Source organism: Bacillus salitolerans (assembly GCF_042680805.1).
In the GTDB taxonomy this organism is placed as follows: Bacteria; Bacillota; Bacilli; order Bacillales; family SA4; genus Bacillus_CJ; species Bacillus_CJ salitolerans.
Window position 1 is genome coordinate 35,801 of sequence record NZ_JBHUEM010000023.1, and the last position, 17,013, is coordinate 52,813.

Annotated in this window: 23 protein-coding genes; 12 read left to right on the forward strand and 11 right to left on the reverse strand. The window is 35.5% G+C overall.

Annotation, left to right across the window (positions count from 1 at the left end; translation table 11 throughout):
• Positions 1 to 21: 21 nt before the first annotated feature.
• Complete coding sequence (locus tag ACFSCX_RS14590; protein WP_377928981.1) at positions 22 to 249, reverse strand: NifU family protein; 228 nt, start codon at positions 247 to 249, stop codon at positions 22 to 24.
• Positions 250 to 384: 135 nt separating this feature from the next.
• Here ACFSCX_RS14590 and ACFSCX_RS14595 point away from each other — a divergent pair, with 135 nt between their 5' ends.
• Positions 385 to 714 (forward strand): YuzD family protein, encoded by a 330-nt coding sequence (locus ACFSCX_RS14595; RefSeq protein WP_377928982.1) that lies wholly within the window; start codon positions 385 to 387, stop codon positions 712 to 714.
• Between the two features lie 77 nt (positions 715 to 791).
• On the opposite strand, the gene ACFSCX_RS14600 is transcribed toward ACFSCX_RS14595, so the two are convergent.
• Entirely contained in the window at positions 792 to 1,859 is a 1,068-nt protein-coding gene (locus ACFSCX_RS14600) for an NAD(P)/FAD-dependent oxidoreductase (protein WP_377928983.1), read from the reverse strand.
• A 240-nt stretch (positions 1,860 to 2,099) separates the two neighbouring features.
• On the opposite strand from ACFSCX_RS14600, the gene ACFSCX_RS14605 reads away from it, so the two are divergent.
• Positions 2,100 to 2,336: a YuzB family protein gene (locus tag ACFSCX_RS14605; protein WP_377928984.1), complete on the forward strand. Its 237-nt coding sequence runs from the start codon at positions 2,100 to 2,102 to the stop codon at positions 2,334 to 2,336.
• A 43-nt stretch (positions 2,337 to 2,379) separates the two neighbouring features.
• On the opposite strand, the gene ACFSCX_RS14610 is transcribed toward ACFSCX_RS14605, so the two are convergent.
• Positions 2,380 to 3,075, reverse strand: a complete 696-nt coding sequence (locus tag ACFSCX_RS14610) for a DUF2225 domain-containing protein (RefSeq protein ID WP_377928985.1) — start codon at positions 3,073 to 3,075, stop codon at positions 2,380 to 2,382.
• 256 nt (positions 3,076 to 3,331) lie between these two features.
• Between ACFSCX_RS14610 and dapF the strand changes: the two genes are divergently transcribed.
• Both dapF and ACFSCX_RS14620 read left to right on the forward strand, forming a co-directional pair.
• Positions 3,332 to 4,171: a diaminopimelate epimerase gene (gene dapF / locus ACFSCX_RS14615; protein ID WP_377929002.1), complete on the forward strand. Its 840-nt coding sequence runs from the start codon at positions 3,332 to 3,334 to the stop codon at positions 4,169 to 4,171.
• A gap of 78 nt (positions 4,172 to 4,249) precedes the next feature.
• Positions 4,250 to 4,603 carry a HesB/IscA family protein gene (locus tag ACFSCX_RS14620; RefSeq protein WP_377928986.1) on the forward strand — a complete coding sequence of 118 codons (354 nt, stop codon included), beginning with the start codon at positions 4,250 to 4,252 and terminating at the stop codon, positions 4,601 to 4,603.
• 65 nt (positions 4,604 to 4,668) lie between these two features.
• Here ACFSCX_RS14620 and ACFSCX_RS14625 read toward each other — a convergent pair whose 3' ends face one another.
• Positions 4,669 to 5,604 (reverse strand): NAD(P)/FAD-dependent oxidoreductase, encoded by a 936-nt coding sequence (locus tag ACFSCX_RS14625; protein WP_377929003.1) that lies wholly within the window; start codon positions 5,602 to 5,604, stop codon positions 4,669 to 4,671.
• Positions 5,605 to 5,990: 386 nt separating this feature from the next.
• Here ACFSCX_RS14625 and ACFSCX_RS14630 point away from each other — a divergent pair, with 386 nt between their 5' ends.
• The 5 genes from ACFSCX_RS14630 to ACFSCX_RS14650 all read left to right on the forward strand — a co-directional run bounded on the left by ACFSCX_RS14630 (position 5,991) and on the right by ACFSCX_RS14650 (position 9,724).
• Positions 5,991 to 7,205 (forward strand): NAD(P)/FAD-dependent oxidoreductase, encoded by a 1,215-nt coding sequence (locus tag ACFSCX_RS14630; RefSeq protein ID WP_377928987.1) that lies wholly within the window; start codon positions 5,991 to 5,993, stop codon positions 7,203 to 7,205.
• Between the two features lie 405 nt (positions 7,206 to 7,610).
• Positions 7,611 to 8,093 carry an NUDIX domain-containing protein gene (locus tag ACFSCX_RS14635; RefSeq protein ID WP_377928988.1) on the forward strand — a complete coding sequence of 161 codons (483 nt, stop codon included), beginning with the start codon at positions 7,611 to 7,613 and terminating at the stop codon, positions 8,091 to 8,093.
• A 189-nt stretch (positions 8,094 to 8,282) separates the two neighbouring features.
• Complete coding sequence (locus tag ACFSCX_RS14640) at positions 8,283 to 8,402, forward strand: YuiA family protein (RefSeq protein ID WP_377928989.1); 120 nt, start codon at positions 8,283 to 8,285, stop codon at positions 8,400 to 8,402.
• Positions 8,403 to 8,505: 103 nt separating this feature from the next.
• The gene (locus ACFSCX_RS14645) at positions 8,506 to 8,829 is read left to right on the forward strand and encodes a YuiB family protein (protein WP_377928990.1); all 324 of its coding nucleotides are present in this window, start codon (positions 8,506 to 8,508) and stop codon (positions 8,827 to 8,829) included.
• A gap of 169 nt (positions 8,830 to 8,998) precedes the next feature.
• The gene (locus tag ACFSCX_RS14650) at positions 8,999 to 9,724 is read left to right on the forward strand and encodes a 3D domain-containing protein (protein WP_377928991.1); all 726 of its coding nucleotides are present in this window, start codon (positions 8,999 to 9,001) and stop codon (positions 9,722 to 9,724) included.
• An 8-nt stretch (positions 9,725 to 9,732) separates the two neighbouring features.
• On the opposite strand, the gene ACFSCX_RS14655 is transcribed toward ACFSCX_RS14650, so the two are convergent.
• Positions 9,733 to 10,560: a cobalamin-binding protein gene (locus ACFSCX_RS14655; protein ID WP_377928992.1), complete on the reverse strand. Its 828-nt coding sequence runs from the start codon at positions 10,558 to 10,560 to the stop codon at positions 9,733 to 9,735.
• A gap of 8 nt (positions 10,561 to 10,568) precedes the next feature.
• Complete coding sequence (locus tag ACFSCX_RS14660; RefSeq protein WP_377928993.1) at positions 10,569 to 11,045, reverse strand: divergent PAP2 family protein; 477 nt, start codon at positions 11,043 to 11,045, stop codon at positions 10,569 to 10,571.
• Positions 11,046 to 11,155: 110 nt separating this feature from the next.
• Here ACFSCX_RS14660 and ACFSCX_RS14665 point away from each other — a divergent pair, with 110 nt between their 5' ends.
• Positions 11,156 to 11,533, forward strand: coding sequence for a DUF309 domain-containing protein (locus ACFSCX_RS14665; RefSeq protein ID WP_377928994.1), 378 nt, complete (start codon positions 11,156 to 11,158; stop codon positions 11,531 to 11,533).
• Between the two features lie 119 nt (positions 11,534 to 11,652).
• Positions 11,653 to 13,155: a leucyl aminopeptidase gene (locus tag ACFSCX_RS14670; RefSeq protein WP_377928995.1), complete on the forward strand. Its 1,503-nt coding sequence runs from the start codon at positions 11,653 to 11,655 to the stop codon at positions 13,153 to 13,155.
• An 820-nt stretch (positions 13,156 to 13,975) separates the two neighbouring features.
• Here ACFSCX_RS14670 and ACFSCX_RS14675 read toward each other — a convergent pair.
• Positions 13,976 to 14,374: a hypothetical protein gene (locus tag ACFSCX_RS14675; RefSeq protein WP_377928996.1), complete on the reverse strand. Its 399-nt coding sequence runs from the start codon at positions 14,372 to 14,374 to the stop codon at positions 13,976 to 13,978.
• 130 nt (positions 14,375 to 14,504) lie between these two features.
• On the reverse strand, positions 14,505 to 15,011 hold the full coding sequence (locus ACFSCX_RS14680; protein ID WP_377928997.1) for a hypothetical protein: 507 nt from the start codon (positions 15,009 to 15,011) through the stop codon (positions 14,505 to 14,507).
• 256 nt (positions 15,012 to 15,267) lie between these two features.
• Between ACFSCX_RS14680 and ACFSCX_RS14685 the strand changes: the two genes are divergently transcribed.
• The gene (locus ACFSCX_RS14685; RefSeq protein ID WP_377928998.1) at positions 15,268 to 15,783 is read left to right on the forward strand and encodes a hypothetical protein; all 516 of its coding nucleotides are present in this window, start codon (positions 15,268 to 15,270) and stop codon (positions 15,781 to 15,783) included.
• 45 nt (positions 15,784 to 15,828) lie between these two features.
• Here the strand turns inward: ACFSCX_RS14685 and ACFSCX_RS14690 are convergent, their stop codons facing one another.
• The 3 genes from ACFSCX_RS14690 to ACFSCX_RS14700 form a co-directional block, all read right to left on the reverse strand.
• Complete coding sequence (locus ACFSCX_RS14690) at positions 15,829 to 16,023, reverse strand: hypothetical protein (protein WP_377928999.1); 195 nt, start codon at positions 16,021 to 16,023, stop codon at positions 15,829 to 15,831.
• 213 nt (positions 16,024 to 16,236) lie between these two features.
• Positions 16,237 to 16,575 carry a type II toxin-antitoxin system PemK/MazF family toxin gene (locus tag ACFSCX_RS14695; RefSeq protein WP_377929000.1) on the reverse strand — a complete coding sequence of 113 codons (339 nt, stop codon included), beginning with the start codon at positions 16,573 to 16,575 and terminating at the stop codon, positions 16,237 to 16,239.
• Positions 16,565 to 16,762, reverse strand: coding sequence for a DUF2281 domain-containing protein (locus ACFSCX_RS14700; protein ID WP_377929001.1), 198 nt, complete (start codon positions 16,760 to 16,762; stop codon positions 16,565 to 16,567). The genes ACFSCX_RS14695 and ACFSCX_RS14700 overlap by 11 nt, the downstream gene beginning before the upstream one ends.
• Positions 16,763 to 17,013 lie beyond the last annotated feature (251 nt).

Here is a 17,013-nt window from a genome sequence, read left to right on the forward strand (position 1 = left end):
AGAGAGCGCTAAATAGTAGTATTAGAATACTTGTTCGACTTCAATTACTCCAGGAACTTCTTCTAATAAAGCTCTTTCAATACCTGCTTTTAATGTAATCGTCGAACTTGGACAACTACCGCAAGCACCTAAAAGTCGCAATTTTACAATACCATCTTCAATATCCACTAATTCAACATCCCCACCATCACGAAGTAGGAATGGACGAAGTTTATCTAATACTTCAGCAACTTGTTCTCTCATTTCCATAAAATATCAACCCCTTTCCATACTTTTATTATAATTACTTTTAGCTCAAAAATCTATTCTGTTGAATCGAAAACTCAGTAGTAGGAAATTATTATTAATTTGGGTAAAATAAGGTTGAAGGGAAGTGTTGAAGTCATGACATTTGAAAAAGTTGAGGTTTGTGTATATGGTGCTGCGGTGCTCTGTCCAAGTTGTGTAAATTTACCATCATCAAAAGAAACATATGACTGGTTACAAGCCGCCATTTCAAGAAAATTTCCGAACCAACCATTCGACATAACCTATATAGATATTAACGAGCCACCTAGTGATTCAGAGAAAGCAGAGTTTGCGGAGCGAGTTATAGAAGAGGAAATGTTTTATCCAGTAGTGGTCATAAACGATGAAATTGTAGGGGAAGGAAATCCAAAACTTAAAACCATTTATGCTGAATTAGAGAAATATGGCTATAAATCAGAGGAATAAGTAAAACCCTTTGGATCTCGTTCCAAAGGGTTTTTTATAAGCTATTGGAAGAAAATTACGATTAAGAACTTTAGTTCTCATCCTTTATGATACTTATACATCCAAAGGATCCCTGATTTAAGAAGTCTAGGAACTCTACCAATGAGCGCACGATCTGCTACTAGACCAAAACCATGTTTTTTACCAAGAGAACCTAATACCCCTTTTAATTTAATTGGCGGAAATTCACTTGGTGGTTCTTCTCCGCTCCAACGCTTAAGTAATACTTGAACAATCTGTTCAGCTTGCCCCTCAGCTAATTGAGCACTCGGCGCATGAGGAAGACTTGCACAATCACCTACAACGTATACATGTTCATCGTTTGGAAGGTTGTGTTGATTCGTTAAAACGACACGTCCTTGTGCATCCTTTTCTACTTCTAGGTCACGAACTACTTTACTAGGCTGGATTCCAGCTGTCCAAACAATGACATCACAATGAACAGCCTCATCGTTGTTATATATAGTATGTTCTTCAACTTTCGTCACATTAGAGCTACTAATAATTTCTACGTTGTGTTCATTAAACCAATCTTCAACATATTTACTTAATCGTTCAGGAAACATTGAGAGGATATGTTTTCCTCTATCAAATAATTTAATGGTAAGATCAGAACGACTCTCTCTTAACTCACTTGCCAGCTCAACCCCACTAAGTCCTCCACCGACAATACCAACGACACTATTTGCCCCCAGGTTATTTAATGCTTGATAAGCATCACGAGATTTATCAATCGTTTGAATGCTGTAAGTAAATTCGTCTGCTCCAGGAACATTATGGTATTTATCTTCACATCCTAATCCGATAATTAAATCATCATAGGCAATCGGTTCTTGTTTGTGAAGATGAACTTGCTTCGTTTGTAAGTCAATCCCAGTTACATCGCCGTAATGTGCCGTTAATCTAGGGTGTTCAGGAAACGTAACGCGAATATGTTGATCAGAGATCGTTCCAGCAGCAAGTGCATAGTATTCAGTCTTTAAGCAGTGATAAGGGTTACGGTCAATTAATGTAATCTTTACATCATCAGGTAATTGATTTGGTAACAAACGAAGTAATACACGCATGTTCCCATAGCCCCCACCTAAAAGTACTAGATGTTTCATAGTGAATGTCTCCTTTTTGATGCCATAAGTGTCATAAAAATATATCAAGAATGTTCTTAGTAAAAAAGAATCATCATACATGAGAAAATGTTTGTTCAAAATACCACTAAAAAGTATAACGAAAATAGTGGGTAATCACAAGATTTTTATGAAACTAGCGGCATTTAGTCATTGTGCAAAATGAATCCATTGACGTTTACTCTAAAAAGAGGTAGCCTGTAAACGTAGAGGTGAATAGATATGAAGCCGATTATAGAATTTTGTATTAGTAACTTAGCAAGCGGTGCCCAGAAAGCCCGTGAGAAGCTTGAACGAGATCCGAATATGGATATTGTAGAATACGGCTGTTTAGGTTATTGTGGGAAATGCTTTGATTCCTTATACGCTCTTGTGAATGGTGATGTAGTGACTGGAGAGACTCCAGATGAATTAGTGGAAAATATTTATCAATATTTAGAAGAAAATCCAATGTTTTAATTTAAATACAAAAATGCCTTCGTGTATGTGATGAAGGCATTTTTTATATGGATTTTTTTTGTTCCTCTCGTATTTCAGTCCAAACATCTCGAGCTTTTTCAATAATTCCATACTCAATCGTTTGATTTTTCTTCTGAATTACCTTCGACAAGTAAATGATTGCTTGCTTGTCATCTCCTAATCTGCGATACAAATCACCGATTAAATAAAGGAGGCGAAGTTCAGACATTTCGGTTGATTTATAATCCTCATTTCCATATGATTGCACATATTCAAGGACTGCGAGTTTCATAAATCGGAGCTCCTGCTCTGTTTGTCTTTCTTTACGGAAAATCCATGCTAATCTCATATATAATCCAGCTAAAATGATGTGTTTTTCTTTTTTTAATGTCGCACAGTAAATTCCTAATTTGTAAGCCTCAACCGCATCCTTTAACGATCGTTTTCCTCCATAGTCTCGATCTGCCCATTGTGAAGTAATGGATGATTGTATCCCATCTATACTTTTAGGTGGAAAGTAGCTTGAAAATTCATCGGTTACTGAATATCCACACTTTGGACATACACTTACATGGTATAATAACGGACTATTTTCTTCATCCTGATAGTAAGAGCAATAATCGGAATCAGAGTGTACCGTTTTAATGAACCTAGAGCGAACTTTTTTGGTTTTATAAGAATGCTTACAAATCCCACATTTGACAGATTTGTCAAATAGGATATCTAGATTTTCAAGCACGTTGCTCCCTCCTTTTTCTTTTGAATGATATAATTTAAATGTACTAGAAATTACTAATTTACTCAATCGTTTTTCCTACATTTTTGTAAAATATTATTAGAGAGTAGTGGGTATAAATACCTATAAACAGTCTCTTTATCTTAAGTTTTCATCCTAGTGTTCAATACATTGTCAGGCAGCAGCTTTAACTTTATACTTATTGTATGTAGAAAAGAAGGTAGAAGGTGATAAAGTGCAGAATATTCCTTTCACAAAAATGCACGGACTTGGTAACAACTATATATATGTAAATACTTTTGAAAATAGATTAGACGAAGAATCATTACCTGATTTAGCGGTAAAGGTATCATCTGTCTATACAGGCATTGGTTCAGATGGACTGATATTAATTTGTCCCTCTGAGAACGCACCAGTGAAAATGAGAATCTTTAATAATGATGGATCTGAGGGAAAAAATTGTGGAAATGGTCTTAGGTGTGTAGCAAAATATGCCTTTGAGCATGGTATTGTGAAAGATACTTCGTTCAAAATTGAGACTATATCAGGTTTAGTCGATGCAGTGGTTCATGAAAATAATGGAGAGGTGCACTCTGTCACCGTCAATATGGGTGAGCCAAGGTTAACTCGATCATCGATCCCAATGCTCGGAGCGGGTGAAAATGATAGGGTGATTGATGAAGTATTTCCTGTAGGTGGAGAAAACTACCGAATTACAGCTGTCTCAATGGGCAATCCACATTGTATTATGTATGTGTCTACGATTTCTGAAGCACCAGTTCTTTCGGTAGGTCCATTGATTGAAAAGGACCCTAGATTTCCAGAGAGTGTGAATGTAGAATTCGTTGAAGTGGTAAGTGATAACGAGATCCATTTTCGAGTTTGGGAGAGAGGGTCCGGTGTTACCCAAGCATGTGGAACAGGTGCATGTGCAGCTGTTGTCGCTTCTGTCCTGAATAATAAAACGAAACGTGGAGTAAAAACAATGGTACATTTAGCTGGTGGAGATCTTACTATCATCTGGTCGGAGGACGGAAATGTATACATGACTGGGCCGGCTGAAGTTATATGTAGTGGGGAATACTTGTACAAGAAGTAAAGGTTAAACAGTATTGTTGAGCCATTGTTCTAACCTCTGTATACTATATACTATCAACGGAAAAAGGAGGTGCCAAAATTGATCCAAATCTCTGAGGCAGCTGGTTTTCAAATTAAAGACATGATGAAAGAGCAAGAAAATGAGCATTTGTTTCTCCGTGTCGGTGTCAAGGGTGGAGGTTGTAGTGGCCTTTCCTATGGTATCGGATTTGAGGAAGAAAAAAACGATGAGGATATTGAAATTGAACAACATGGCATTAAAGTATTAATAGATAAAGAGAGTGCGCCTATTTTAAATGGTGTGAAGATTGATTTCAAGCAATCGATGATGGGCGGCGGCTTCACGATTGATAATCCAAACGCCATTGCAGGTTGTGGCTGCGGGTCTTCTTTTAGAACTGCACAAAATGCAGGGGCTCCTGAAGATTGTTAAGAAAAGCGCTTGGTTCTATTAGAACCAAGCGTTTTATCATGCTCTAACGTAAAACATTGAGTTATTTAGAACATACTAGTGCTATGTAAAGGCTGCACTTTTGCGTTAGGGTCATAGTACGTTTTAGCATTATTGACGGCTGTAGGTGCTTCTCCAAATCCACAAGCAATCAGCTTCACTTTTCCTTCGTACGTACAAATATCACCAGCAGCATAAATCCCCCTTACGTTTGTTTCCATTTTTGAGTTAACGACGATTGAGTTTTTCTCGATGGTTAACCCCCAGTCCTTAATAGGTCCAAGTGATGAAACAAATCCGAAATTCACAATAACTGCATCTACTTCAAGTGTTTCAATATTATTTCCTTTTACTTCTTGAAGTGTAACCTTTGCAATTTTCCCATTTTCACTTATTAATGTAGTTGGTTGGTACGGTGTTTTAATTTCAACTTTGGAGCTAAACAGGTTTTCTACACTGTGTTCGTGTGCACGAAACTTATTTCTTCTATGTGTTAGGAATACTTTCTCAGCAATTGGCTCAAGCATTAAAGCCCAGTCCACAGCAGAGTCCCCGCCGCCACATACTAAAACCCGTTTCCCAGCAAATTTAGTAATATCATCAACAAAATAATGTAGATTTTTCCCTTCAAACCTACCAGCATCCTCTAAGTCTAATCTTCTAGGTTGGAAAGCACCATTTCCAGCAGTTATGATGATGGTTTTAGAGAAATGATCTTGTTTATTTGTTTTTAATTGAAAGGTTCCATCCTCCAGTTTCTCCACAAACTCAACTGATTCTTCAAGGCAAACGGTTGGTTCAAATTTAGCCATTTGCTCTATTAGATTATTAACGAGCTCTTGAGCACGAACCTTAGGAAAACCAGCCACATCATATATATATTTTTCAGGGTAAAGAGTAGATAATTGTCCTCCAAGCTGAGGTAGACTTTCAATAATTTTTACTCTTGCTTGGCGCATGCCCCCATAAAACGCCGTGAACATACCGGTAGGACCACCGCCAATTATGGTTATATCGTACAAGTTCGACTCTGTCAAAATCATTCCCCCCTAAATGGATTTCATATATAAAGGAAAATTTCTTCATATATTATACATAGTATCTAGGACGGGTATTAATTCTTGAAAAAATAAATTTCCAAATAATACGAAAGTTATCGGAAAAAAACGAAGTGGAATGGGGCAATTTAAATATAGAAAGAGGCATTTTTAGGGTTGAAAATAGAATGAAAAACGAATAATATGAATTGTAGACATTATATTAAGAATTTATGACATTTTTCGCGCAATTTTCTTATTTTTTGCAAAAGTTAGTGAAATTCATCACAAAGAAAAAGAATAAAAAAATTATTTAGATGGATGTGATTGTTATGAGAAAGCCAAAAGTAGTTGTATTAGGTGCTGGTTACGGCGGTATAATGACGGTTGTGAACCTACAAAAGAAATTAGGAGTGAATGAAGCCGATATCACTCTAGTGAACAATAATGATTACCATTACCAAACAACATGGTTACATGAGAATGCAGCTGGAACTCTTCATCATGATCGTTCTCGTATAGCGATTAAGGATATTATTGATCGTAGTAAAGTAGATTTTGTTCAGGATACAGTAGAGCAGGTTGTTCCTGAGGAAAAGAAAGTAATTTTAAAGAATGGTGAAGTTACATATGACTATTTAGTTATGGCGTTAGGTTTTGAGTCAGAGACATTCGGTATTAAAGGACTAAAAGAGCATGCATTCTCGATTGCAAATATTAATGCTGCACGTCAAATAAAAGAGCATATTGAATATCAATTTGCAACATATTCAAATATGAAAGAAAAGAAAGATGAACTATTAACAATCATTGTAGGTGGAGCAGGATTTACAGGGATTGAATTTGTTGGAGAATTAGCAAATCGTGTGCCTGAGCTTTGCCAGGAATTTGATATTGCTCGTGAAAAAGTAAAAGTGATTTGTGTTGAAGCTGCACCGATGATCTTACCTGGATTTGATCCAGAGCTTGTTGAATATGCTAGAAATTACCTTGAAAGAAAAGGAATTGAATTCCGCATCGGTACAGCTATTAAAGAATGTACAACTGAGGGAATCATTGTTGGTGCTGATGACAATGTGGAAGAAATTAAAGCTGGAACCGTTGTTTGGGCTGCAGGTGTTCGTGGTAGTGCCGTTGTTGAAGGATCTGGTTTTGAAGCGATGCGTGGGCGTGTAAAGGTAGAGCCAGACTTACGTGCTCCCGGTCATGATAATGTATTTATTGTGGGTGATTCTGCTCTTATCATTAATGAGGAAATCAATCGTCCATACCCTCCAACAGCACAAATTGCTATGCAACAGGGTGAAACATGTGCTCATAATTTAACGGTATTAATTCGTGAACAAGGTAATATGGAAACATTTACGCCTGATATTAAGGGAACAGTATGTTCTCTTGGCCACGATGATGCGATTGGAACTGTATTTGGCCGCAAACTAGTTGGATGGCAGGCAGCCTTTATGAAGAAAATGATTGATAACCGTGCCTTATTCCTAATTGGTGGACCATTATTAGTAATCAAAAAAGGTAAGTGGAATTTCCTATAATTCCGAAGCTGCTATGATATGATGAAAGGCAAAGACGTAAAAGTCTTTGCCTTTTTTTGTAAGTTTAGAAAGTATAAGCTTCTGGTGTTTAGTTTATACAATATTGCAGCTAAATCCAGCTCCAGCGCCCAGCCACTTGAGGTCAAATAACCTGTCATGCATAAAAGGGAAACCCACCCTTTTTCTTGGGCGCGTGCGCCTTTTGTTCCTAATTCTTCGTGAATAAAAGACTACATACAAGTACTTATTATTTTACGGTTTCACTAAGACACTGTATAAGAAAAACTATGCAAACACTGACGTTCAAGGACTTGGCTCTAGCCAATTTTTTCGTATTTTGTTCATAAAAATTTTGGATATGAAAGAAATATACATTACATTTCGTAAATGAGGGAGTGTTAGGACATGAATAAACGTGGAAATGTTTGGTTAGCTGTTGCTGGACTGGTTACCAATACAAATGGAGATTGGCTTGTCGTCAAGAAGAGATATGGTGGATTAAAAGGAAAATGGTCAATTCCAGCAGGATTTGTCCATCCAGGTGAAACGTTAGATGAAGCTGTCAAAAGAGAAGTGCAAGAAGAAACGGGAATAGCAGGAAATATAACAGGGATTTTGGGGATTCGATCTGGTGTACTTAACGATGAAATTAGTGACAATATGGTAATTTTTTCATTGCGGGCTGAGGGAGATATACGTATTAAGGTACAGCTTGATGAATTATTTGAGGCAATGTTTATGAGTCCAGAAAAATTAAAGGAAGACCCAAATACATCAGTATTACTTCATTATTACATGGAAATGCAAGAAAATCAGTTAACGAAAATGAATGATAAAATTAACCCTGGAGACCATTTTGGTTACACCTCCTATAAGCTTTTTTACTAATGGTCTTCCAGGTATAACAATTATTTTGAAAACGTTTGATAAGATAAGATATTGAAAGATATATGGAGAAATAATTCATTGTATCCGTTTTCATCAGTTATTTTTATCGTTTTTTAGTCCTTTCCTTTTTACTTAAAACTTGATATATTATCAGAAAATTTAAATTATTTAAAAAGGGAGAGAGAAGAGATGAATACAACAGGTTATGAAAAAAAGGACTGCGTATATTGTTCAGGTAAGGGGTATTTTCAATTATTGTTAGGTGGTTCTGAAACTTGCACGTGTTGCGGCGGAACAGGGAAGAAATAAGAAGAGAATATATTACAATCCAGTGAATAGTGATCGGGCTCTGTTGACCAAACTCATTCAATTCAGTACACTAAATGATGATGTGTCCTGGAGGTGAAGAGCAATGCCAATGAGCTTGCCGGTTTTATTAATATCAGTATTACTATTCTTTGTTCTATTCTTTGGAATTGGATTTTTATTAAATATGCTTCTTCGTGCGACATGGGTGATGGCAATTGTATATCCAGTTGTAACAATACTTATTATAGACGAAGTCCGTTTTATAAAATATTTAACAGACACCCAAAACTCTTTCTCGTTATTAAGTAACAGATTAACATCCTTGGCATTAGCTGATATTATTATATTATTATTTGGTTTGTTTGGTGCTATTTGTTCAGGATTAGTGATTAAAACTTTACGCGCTAAAGGTTATCAAATGTTCTAATAGTAACTCCTTGCTGGTTTACAGCAAGGAGTTTTTTTTTGGAATTATATGATAATCCCATTTTTTAAAACAGAATTTTCACACTTTTCACGTATTTTTCCAGATTTCATGAATAAAAAAAATAAATTTTGGAAATGAATAGATGCGTGAGAGGAGTGAAGCTTTAATAATGATTAAATTTCAAACGATTACAAAAAGAATTGCATTAACCGTTTTGTTCTGTTCGGCCTTATTTGCAACCTATACAACCATTTCAGGTGTACAAGCAAAGGAATTATCAGAATGGTTGGAGCGCTACGATCATCCATTTTATTCAGCGTTTTACGATCCGATGACGGGAACTTCAGAAGAAAATGCACTTAGACAAACTAGTTTGTCCTATAAATATTTGAATAAGTTTTCCATGACGCCAACCTCAATCTCATCTAGTGCTGCGGTATCGACTCCGTTATCGTTAGAAGATGCAATTGACTGGTCCCAATATCCAGCGGTTACAGTCACTGCAACAGGCTATACAGCTGGCGTGGAGTCAACAGGAAAAAGTCCAAGTCATCCACAATATGGCATTACATATTCAGGGGTTAAAGTAAAGCGTGATTTGTACTCAACGGTTGCAGCTGATTTAAGAATGTTCCCAATAGGAACCATTCTCTTTATTCCTGGTTATGGGTATGGGGTCGTTGCTGACAAAGGTGGAGCAATAAAAGGGCATAAAATTGACTTGTATTATGAAACGGTTAAAGACGTTTATGAGCAATGGGGAAAGAAGAAAGTCACTGTGTATGTCGTTAAAAAAGGTAATGGAAAATTATCTGAGAAAGATTTAGCGGTGCTAAATGAAGATGAGTCTATGCAAGTGTTTCGTCAGCAGTATATAAAAAATACGAAAAGTTAAAAAAGCGCTCATACGGCGCTTTTATTTTTTTCTAATAGAGTATCTATTCCATCGTTATTTGAAAAAATGGTAGGGTGTAAGATGGATGCTAACTTCTTCAAGCCTACAAGAAGTCTTGGAGAAGGACGACAATATAAAGATTCTTCAAGAATATGAATATTGTTGTTTTGAATCGCCTTCATCTCTAGAGCATTCGGTCTTTTTCGAATCAGTTCAGGCTTCATCTTTTCCTGCTGAACTCCAACCCAAGCGAGGCATATATGGTCTGGGTTAATCTTTCTAATTTCATCCCACTCTGCCTGATAGCTAGCGGTATCCTTATTAGAAAAAATATTTTTACCACCAGCAAGCATACTAATCTCAGTTAGCCAGTTAAATCCTCCTGGGCTAAAGATAGGCTTTGGCCACCATTCCCAATATAATGTTGGTAAATCTTTAATTGCTGATGATCGTTTTTTGTAATCATCAATTATGTTATTATAACGGTTTACTACTTCACGAGCTTTATGTTCATAACCCGTTTTTTCACCAACTAGTAACAAGTCGTCCGCAATATCAGAAAGGGAGCCAGGATTCAAGACAATATGAGGAATGTTTCTTCTTTCTAACTCCACCACGTTTTTCTCCATACCAGGTACACTTAACGATGCGAGGACTAAATCTGGTTTTAATTTCTCTAGCTTTTCCATATTAATGGATAAGTCTGGCCCAAGCCTAGGCAAGTCGCAAATACTCTGTGGCCAATCAGAAAAATCATCGATTCCAACCAATAAGTGTTCAATTTCTAGAAAGGCCAGTAGTTCGGTATTACTGGGACAAATGGATATGAGTCTCATAGTTCCTCCTAGTAAATGAGATAATAAAGTCCAAGTGTAAGCAAGATTCCAGAGAGTCCACCAAAGAATACCTCAATCGGTTGATGACCTAGGAGTTCCTTTAACTCCTTACGTTTTTCTTGTTCTTTCTTTTTCGGCCAATCCTTTGCTTCTTCAACAAATTTATGAAAATCCGATACTAATTTATTTAGTACCGTTGCTTGTTCTCCAGCATGTCTTCTTACCCCAGTTGCATCAAACATCACGATGATAGCAAATACCGTTGCGGTTGCAAAAATAGGCGATTCTAAGCCTTGTTGCAAGGCAATTCCAGTAGCGAGTGCTGTTACTGCTGCAGAGTGAGAACTTGGCATTCCACCAGTACTTGTTAATAACCCCCAGTCAATTTTTCGAGTAGCTATATATTGAATAGGCACTTTAATGAATTGAGCAAAAAAGATAGAGGCTAATGCTGCCAATAACGGAAAGTTTGTAAATAAACTCATCGATCAAACGTCCTTTCGTGCGTAGTATGTTATATCTAGCTGCTTGTATGTGTAAATTTGTTATGATAGTGATATATAATCTTCGTTTAAAAAAGAATTGGGGGATCAAAATGACTGATTATCCAATGGAATACTTTGAATTCTTTATAAAGTTCAATGAAGGTGACTATTACACGTGCCACGATTTATTAGAAGACATTTGGATGACTGATAAAGGGAACTTTTTCCTTAAAGGATTACTCCAAATGACAGTTGCTATCTATCATTATGAATACGGAAACGTAAAAGGTGCAAGATTAATGATGAACGCAGGTCATCGGTACATTCAACCATATCGCCCTACTTATTGGGGACTTGATCTAGAGCATGTAAACCGATTTATTGAACAATGTTTATCTATTATACCACAAGATATAGACAGACTTCCCTTTGAAGAGGTTAAAAAATTGCCTGAGTTACCTAGGCTTTATTTAAATTTAGATGAATAAGGGTATCTTTGCTAATCTCTGATATTTATTGAATTTTAGTGTTGTTCAAAGTGTTTAGATACTCGAAATATTTATGGAGTTTGTCTATAATAAAGATAGATACATATGGAGGTGTTTTCATGTTTACAGTGAAAAATGATTTATTGTTGAATGAAGTAAAAGAAACACTTGTGATTGGTTTGTTTGAAAAGACAACTTCTTTTGAGGGGTTATTAATGGAAGTAGATGTGGCATTCGGAAATATGCTCTCGCAGCTTGTGAAAGACGGAGATATTTCTGCCAAAAGGGGAGTTGTTTCGAAGGTTCCGACTCTGGGGAAACTTGAGGCGAACAGAATTTTTTTCGTTGGTCTTGGAAAAGAAGATGAATTCAATTTTGAACATGCTAGAAGCTCTTTTGGGAAATTATTTAAAAACGTGAAGGCAGCAAAGTTAACAGAAGTTAACGTTCTTCTCGACAGCTTTGTAACGGAAAAGGTAAATGATTTAGAAGCTGCACATGCACTTTCGGAGGCAATGACACTTGCTACATATAAATTTGAAGACTATAAACAAAAATCGAATGAGCCTGAAAAGGAACTTTCAACCGTTATCGTATACTCAAATAGTGATCAAAATGAATTACAAGCTAGCTTAGCGGTTGGTTATGCTTATGGAAGAGGAACTAACTCAGCGCGTACATTGGTCAATACACCAGCGAATATGCTTACGGCAACAGATATGGCAAATTACGCGATTGAGCTAGCAACTAAATATAATATGGAATATGAAATCCTAGATAAAGAGGAAATGGAAAATTTGGGAATGGGTGCGCTTCTTGCTGTTAATAAAGGGTCTGTAGAGCCGCCTAAAATGATCGTTATTAAGTATCAAGGTAAAGAAGAGTGGACAGATGTTATTGGTTTAGTTGGAAAAGGTATCACCTATGATTCAGGTGGATATTCCATAAAGCCAAAGGAAGGTCTTGTTGGAATGAAAACTGATATGGGAGGCGCAGGTGCAGTTTTAGGTGCTATGGAAATTATCGGTGAGCTAAAACCAGAACAAAACGTGCTTGCGGTTATTCCTTCAACCGATAATATGATTAGTGGAAGTGCGTTTAAACCGGATGATGTCGTGACATCCATGAGCGGAAAAACAATTGAAATTTTAAATACAGATGCTGAAGGACGCCTTGCACTTGCAGATGCAGTTACATATGCAAAGCATCACGGGGCCAACTATTTAGTAGACGTAGCGACATTAACAGGCGGTGTAGTTATAGCTCTAGGTCATCATATTACAGGAGCGATGGCAAACAATGAAGAATTGTTCGAGAAAGTGTTACTTGCTTCACATGAAGTAGGTGAGATGATTTGGAGATTACCGATTACCGATAAGATAAAGGAACGTGTAAGAAAGAGCCCAGTGGCTGACTTAAACAATTCACCTGGAAGAGACGGTCATGCCATTTTCGCTGGTGCGTTTATCGGTGAATTTGCTGAAGAGACACCTTGGGTTCATCTAGATATTGCTGGAACAGCAACATCAGCTGCTGAACATGATCTAGGACCAGCAGGTGCAACAGGCGTTATGGCACGTACGCTTGCCTCGTTTGTCGAAGCGTTTAATGATGAAGAGTAATAACGAAGCAGGTTAGCTAATTTAGCTAACCTGTTTTTTTAATAATCAAACGAAAAAAGGATGATTACGACTATTATTTTTAGAATTAGAGCAAATAATCAAAACAGCCAACTTTTTTACAAATAATAGAAATTAGTGTAGCTTTAAAATAAAAATTGACCAAAAAAGCCCTCAAACCATTTACAAAATCAAAAAGAACTCCTTTATTTTGAGAAAATCTTGTTCAAAATGTTTCCTCCCCAATTTCAATTTTAAATTCAGGGTCTGCCATATTGATAATACCTAATTATTTTTTCAGCATTTTCTATCGCTTCGTTAATCATTTCAATTGTTTCTGTAGCATTGATAACAAGTGTTTCGGAATTGCTTTCCATTGAATCAATAGTAATTTTTTCTAATCTTTCGGTGTTAATTTGTGAATGATCTACCTTTACTTCACTATTTTCCTGGCAACCAAATAATCCAATTGAAAAAAAGAAACAGAGATAAGACCAAACTCATTTTTTTTCATAAAAAAAACTCCCTTAACCATCTTCGTTATATAGACGAAAAATGTCCTTTTTCGTTTCAAATCTATTGGCTCCTTACTTCAATAAAGAAATCTATTCTCCTTGTTGAAGAATAGCCCCCGTTTGTAATAGAACTGTTTTGTGCAAGCCCTCTTTACTTTAAGTATATGATTTCACATTTAATATAAAATAAAAAGAGGCTTTAGGCTGCTAATAGAAAGTTGTCCTGTTAATGTTTCAAATACCATATAATCCATCCCCCTTATCCATTTAGTCAAAAAGCTAATGCTCTTATTGAACACTCGCTCCCGTTAAATGAAAAATTTTGAATTATTATCCTTAAATTTATTTCTCATACCCTCATCAACTATCCAGAATATTAGTGCGGATATTAATGTTAATACGATAAGAAGTAAATGTTCAAAAAAGAAAGACAGAACTAAACCAATAATTAGACCAAAGATACTATGAATCAATAATGCATTTTTATTTCTTTGTTTGTCGTTTAAATTCTTAGTCAGATAATCAGATAAGATAGATACTGGTAAGCCAATAAGAAGTATAAATGGAGTTGCACCAACAAGAAGAACACCAAAAGCAGCAAAAAAGTTATAATTAGTAAAACCATCCATTATTGCAAAGAAAAGGTTAAGAAATAATCCAGTTAAGAGAGTGGTTAAAACAAATCCAAAAAATTTCCTTAAAAACATAAAATCCCCCAATTTAAAATAAATTCAATATTGCTTTATTACTAAACTGTTCCTTTAACTTAATAAACTTCCACAAAAAAGCACTTCTCCTTCTTGCAGAAATGCCCCCTTTAGCTTAACAACGAAAATATTATCCACTTTGAATTTCAAAACAGAAATAACCAAAAGGTAAATCGACTTCTTTTAATTTCATTTCTGACTTTGCTACATTCATCATTATGGGTAGAAGTTCTCTTAAACTTTCCTTGTATTTTTCAAGAGCAATTTTATAAGAAGTTACATCGTCTTTTTGACATAAAGGATATAATATTGAACCTAATCTCAAATCGTTAAGTGTTCGTTGGGTATCTGGAACATCAAGACAATCTATAATATGTTCCTTCTGGATTTTCTCGTCAAACCAATCTCTGCATTCTATAAAAAACATATATTCTTCAAACTCAATTTGACTATCCAATTGTTCATTTATATAAAATGGTGTAATTCTTACAAAATCGGTAGTTGAATTAGAACTAATAATTTCATCCAATATACCTACTAATCCTGAAATTGTAGGGTAATATCTATATTTTCCATTATAATAAGCAGTATTGTTATAAACTATTTCATTAATCTTTCCACTTTTATTTAGTAACATATATCTTTACACCTACTTCTTCAGTCCATTTAAGTAAGAATTATTTTATCTTTTCTTCTTACACTAACCCGCCTCGAATAGTAAAGTAAGCGTTCCTGCTTGTTCCAGAAACGCCCCCAATAGTTTAAGTGAGAATCTTTACATACTGCCTTCTTTAAATTATTGTTTTGAGGTTATTCTCTTTCTTTCACTACATCTGTAATAATTTCCCTATACTTTTAATAGGTATTTTATTACATAGGGAGGTGGTCAAGTAGTGCGTAAAAGCCGATTTGCAGTTTCGATTTTATTTTTCATTTGCATTGCTGGATGTTCATCATCAAACATAAAACTAAATAATCGAGATAATCTATCTAATCATTCGGACATTATTTCTTCTGTGGCTTACATTAGTGCAGAGAACGCTTTAGTATTTAATGGTTACAGTAAGAATTGGGAGATTACCTATGTCGCACACATAAATGAAAAAGGCGAAAATTGGTATGTGAAAGTTATTAGGTATAAAGGAAAACCTGATAAGTCATTATACACATACGAACCAAATGGGGATGAACCCCCTATTTACTACACCATCAATAAACCCTTTGGTAAAACTAGTAGCAAAACTGCGTTATTAAAAGATAACACATCATATAATAGAGGTTATACCTGTTGTTCTAATAAGATAAATCAAAACACTACCTTACAAGCAACTGTTAAATGGAAAGGGAAAGAAGAAAAACTCGTGCTGACTTTTGTTGAGCCTAGTAAAATAGAACCTTTTATAAATTAACTTTTCAACAACCGCACCGCATAGTTGAAATTTAAATTTACCATTTCACTTAAAGAACCCATATACTATTGCGAATAGCACTAATACAATCGAAAAAACATAAATTCCTATCATAAAATAACCAGTATGTTTTGCTTTTTTCGGTAAATTTTTCTTATCAAATTCAAGGGAACCATCAATTTTCTCAAAATGGTCTATTACATCATTAACCGGTTTCTTTCTTTTAGGTTCGTTATCCAAAGTTATCCCTCCATCACTTAACTGCCTCTTTACTTCCATTGGGGCAATCCCTTTTCCTTCCTCATCAAATAAAGATCAGCAGCTGCTGATCTTATTTCTCTTATTCAAGAAGTGCCCCCTTTAGTTTAAGTACATTTCTTCACAATTTCTAGTGTAAATATTTCTGTCATTAAAAAATGAGACCACTCTATAGTCCCATTATCTATGTTTTAATTATTTTATTAATGCATTTAGTTTTGCTTGAACATCTTTTAATACCTCAGTGTTCACTTTTCCAAACTTTTTTCTGACAATATTTTTAGATAGTGTGTAAACTTTATCTGCTCTAACTGCAGATGTTGTTTTGAGTGTACCCTCATCTAAGTTAGCTTCTTCAATAACTACTGAATAGTCAAGATCTCTCAACTGAGATGTAATAGCGACAACAACAATATCTTCAGTAATTTTGTTATAATCATCATTTGATATAATTAACACAGGGCGTTGTTTTCTATTTGTTAGGTCACTAAACGGGACTAGAATTAAAACAATGTCACCCTGATTATACATCATTCCAAATCTCATCATCTATTTCATTGTCCCAAAAATCCAGGCTGCTTTCACTAGCCTTAGTTAAATCCTTAGACAAGCTTCTTTCTTTATTTGCCTTTAAGTATTCAGCAAAGTCTAAGATTTTATCTACCTCTTGTTCAGGAATCTCATCAATAATTTTAAGTAAACGCTCTTTGGCAGTATTCATTGTGGTCACCCACCTTTTCATGAATGGTTTCTTATATTATATCACTTTTATTTTTATGAAACTATATACACCCATGACAATAAATTACTATAGAAACCAAATCTGTCTTAATTTCAGAATCATCGTCCTGTCATACTTGTTGTTCTCTTGTTCATACAGATAGGTAAAGGTTTGACATTATCTCCCCCTTTTCCCCCTGTTCACACCGTACATGCGACTTTCACCGCATACGGCGTTCCAACTAATCTAAT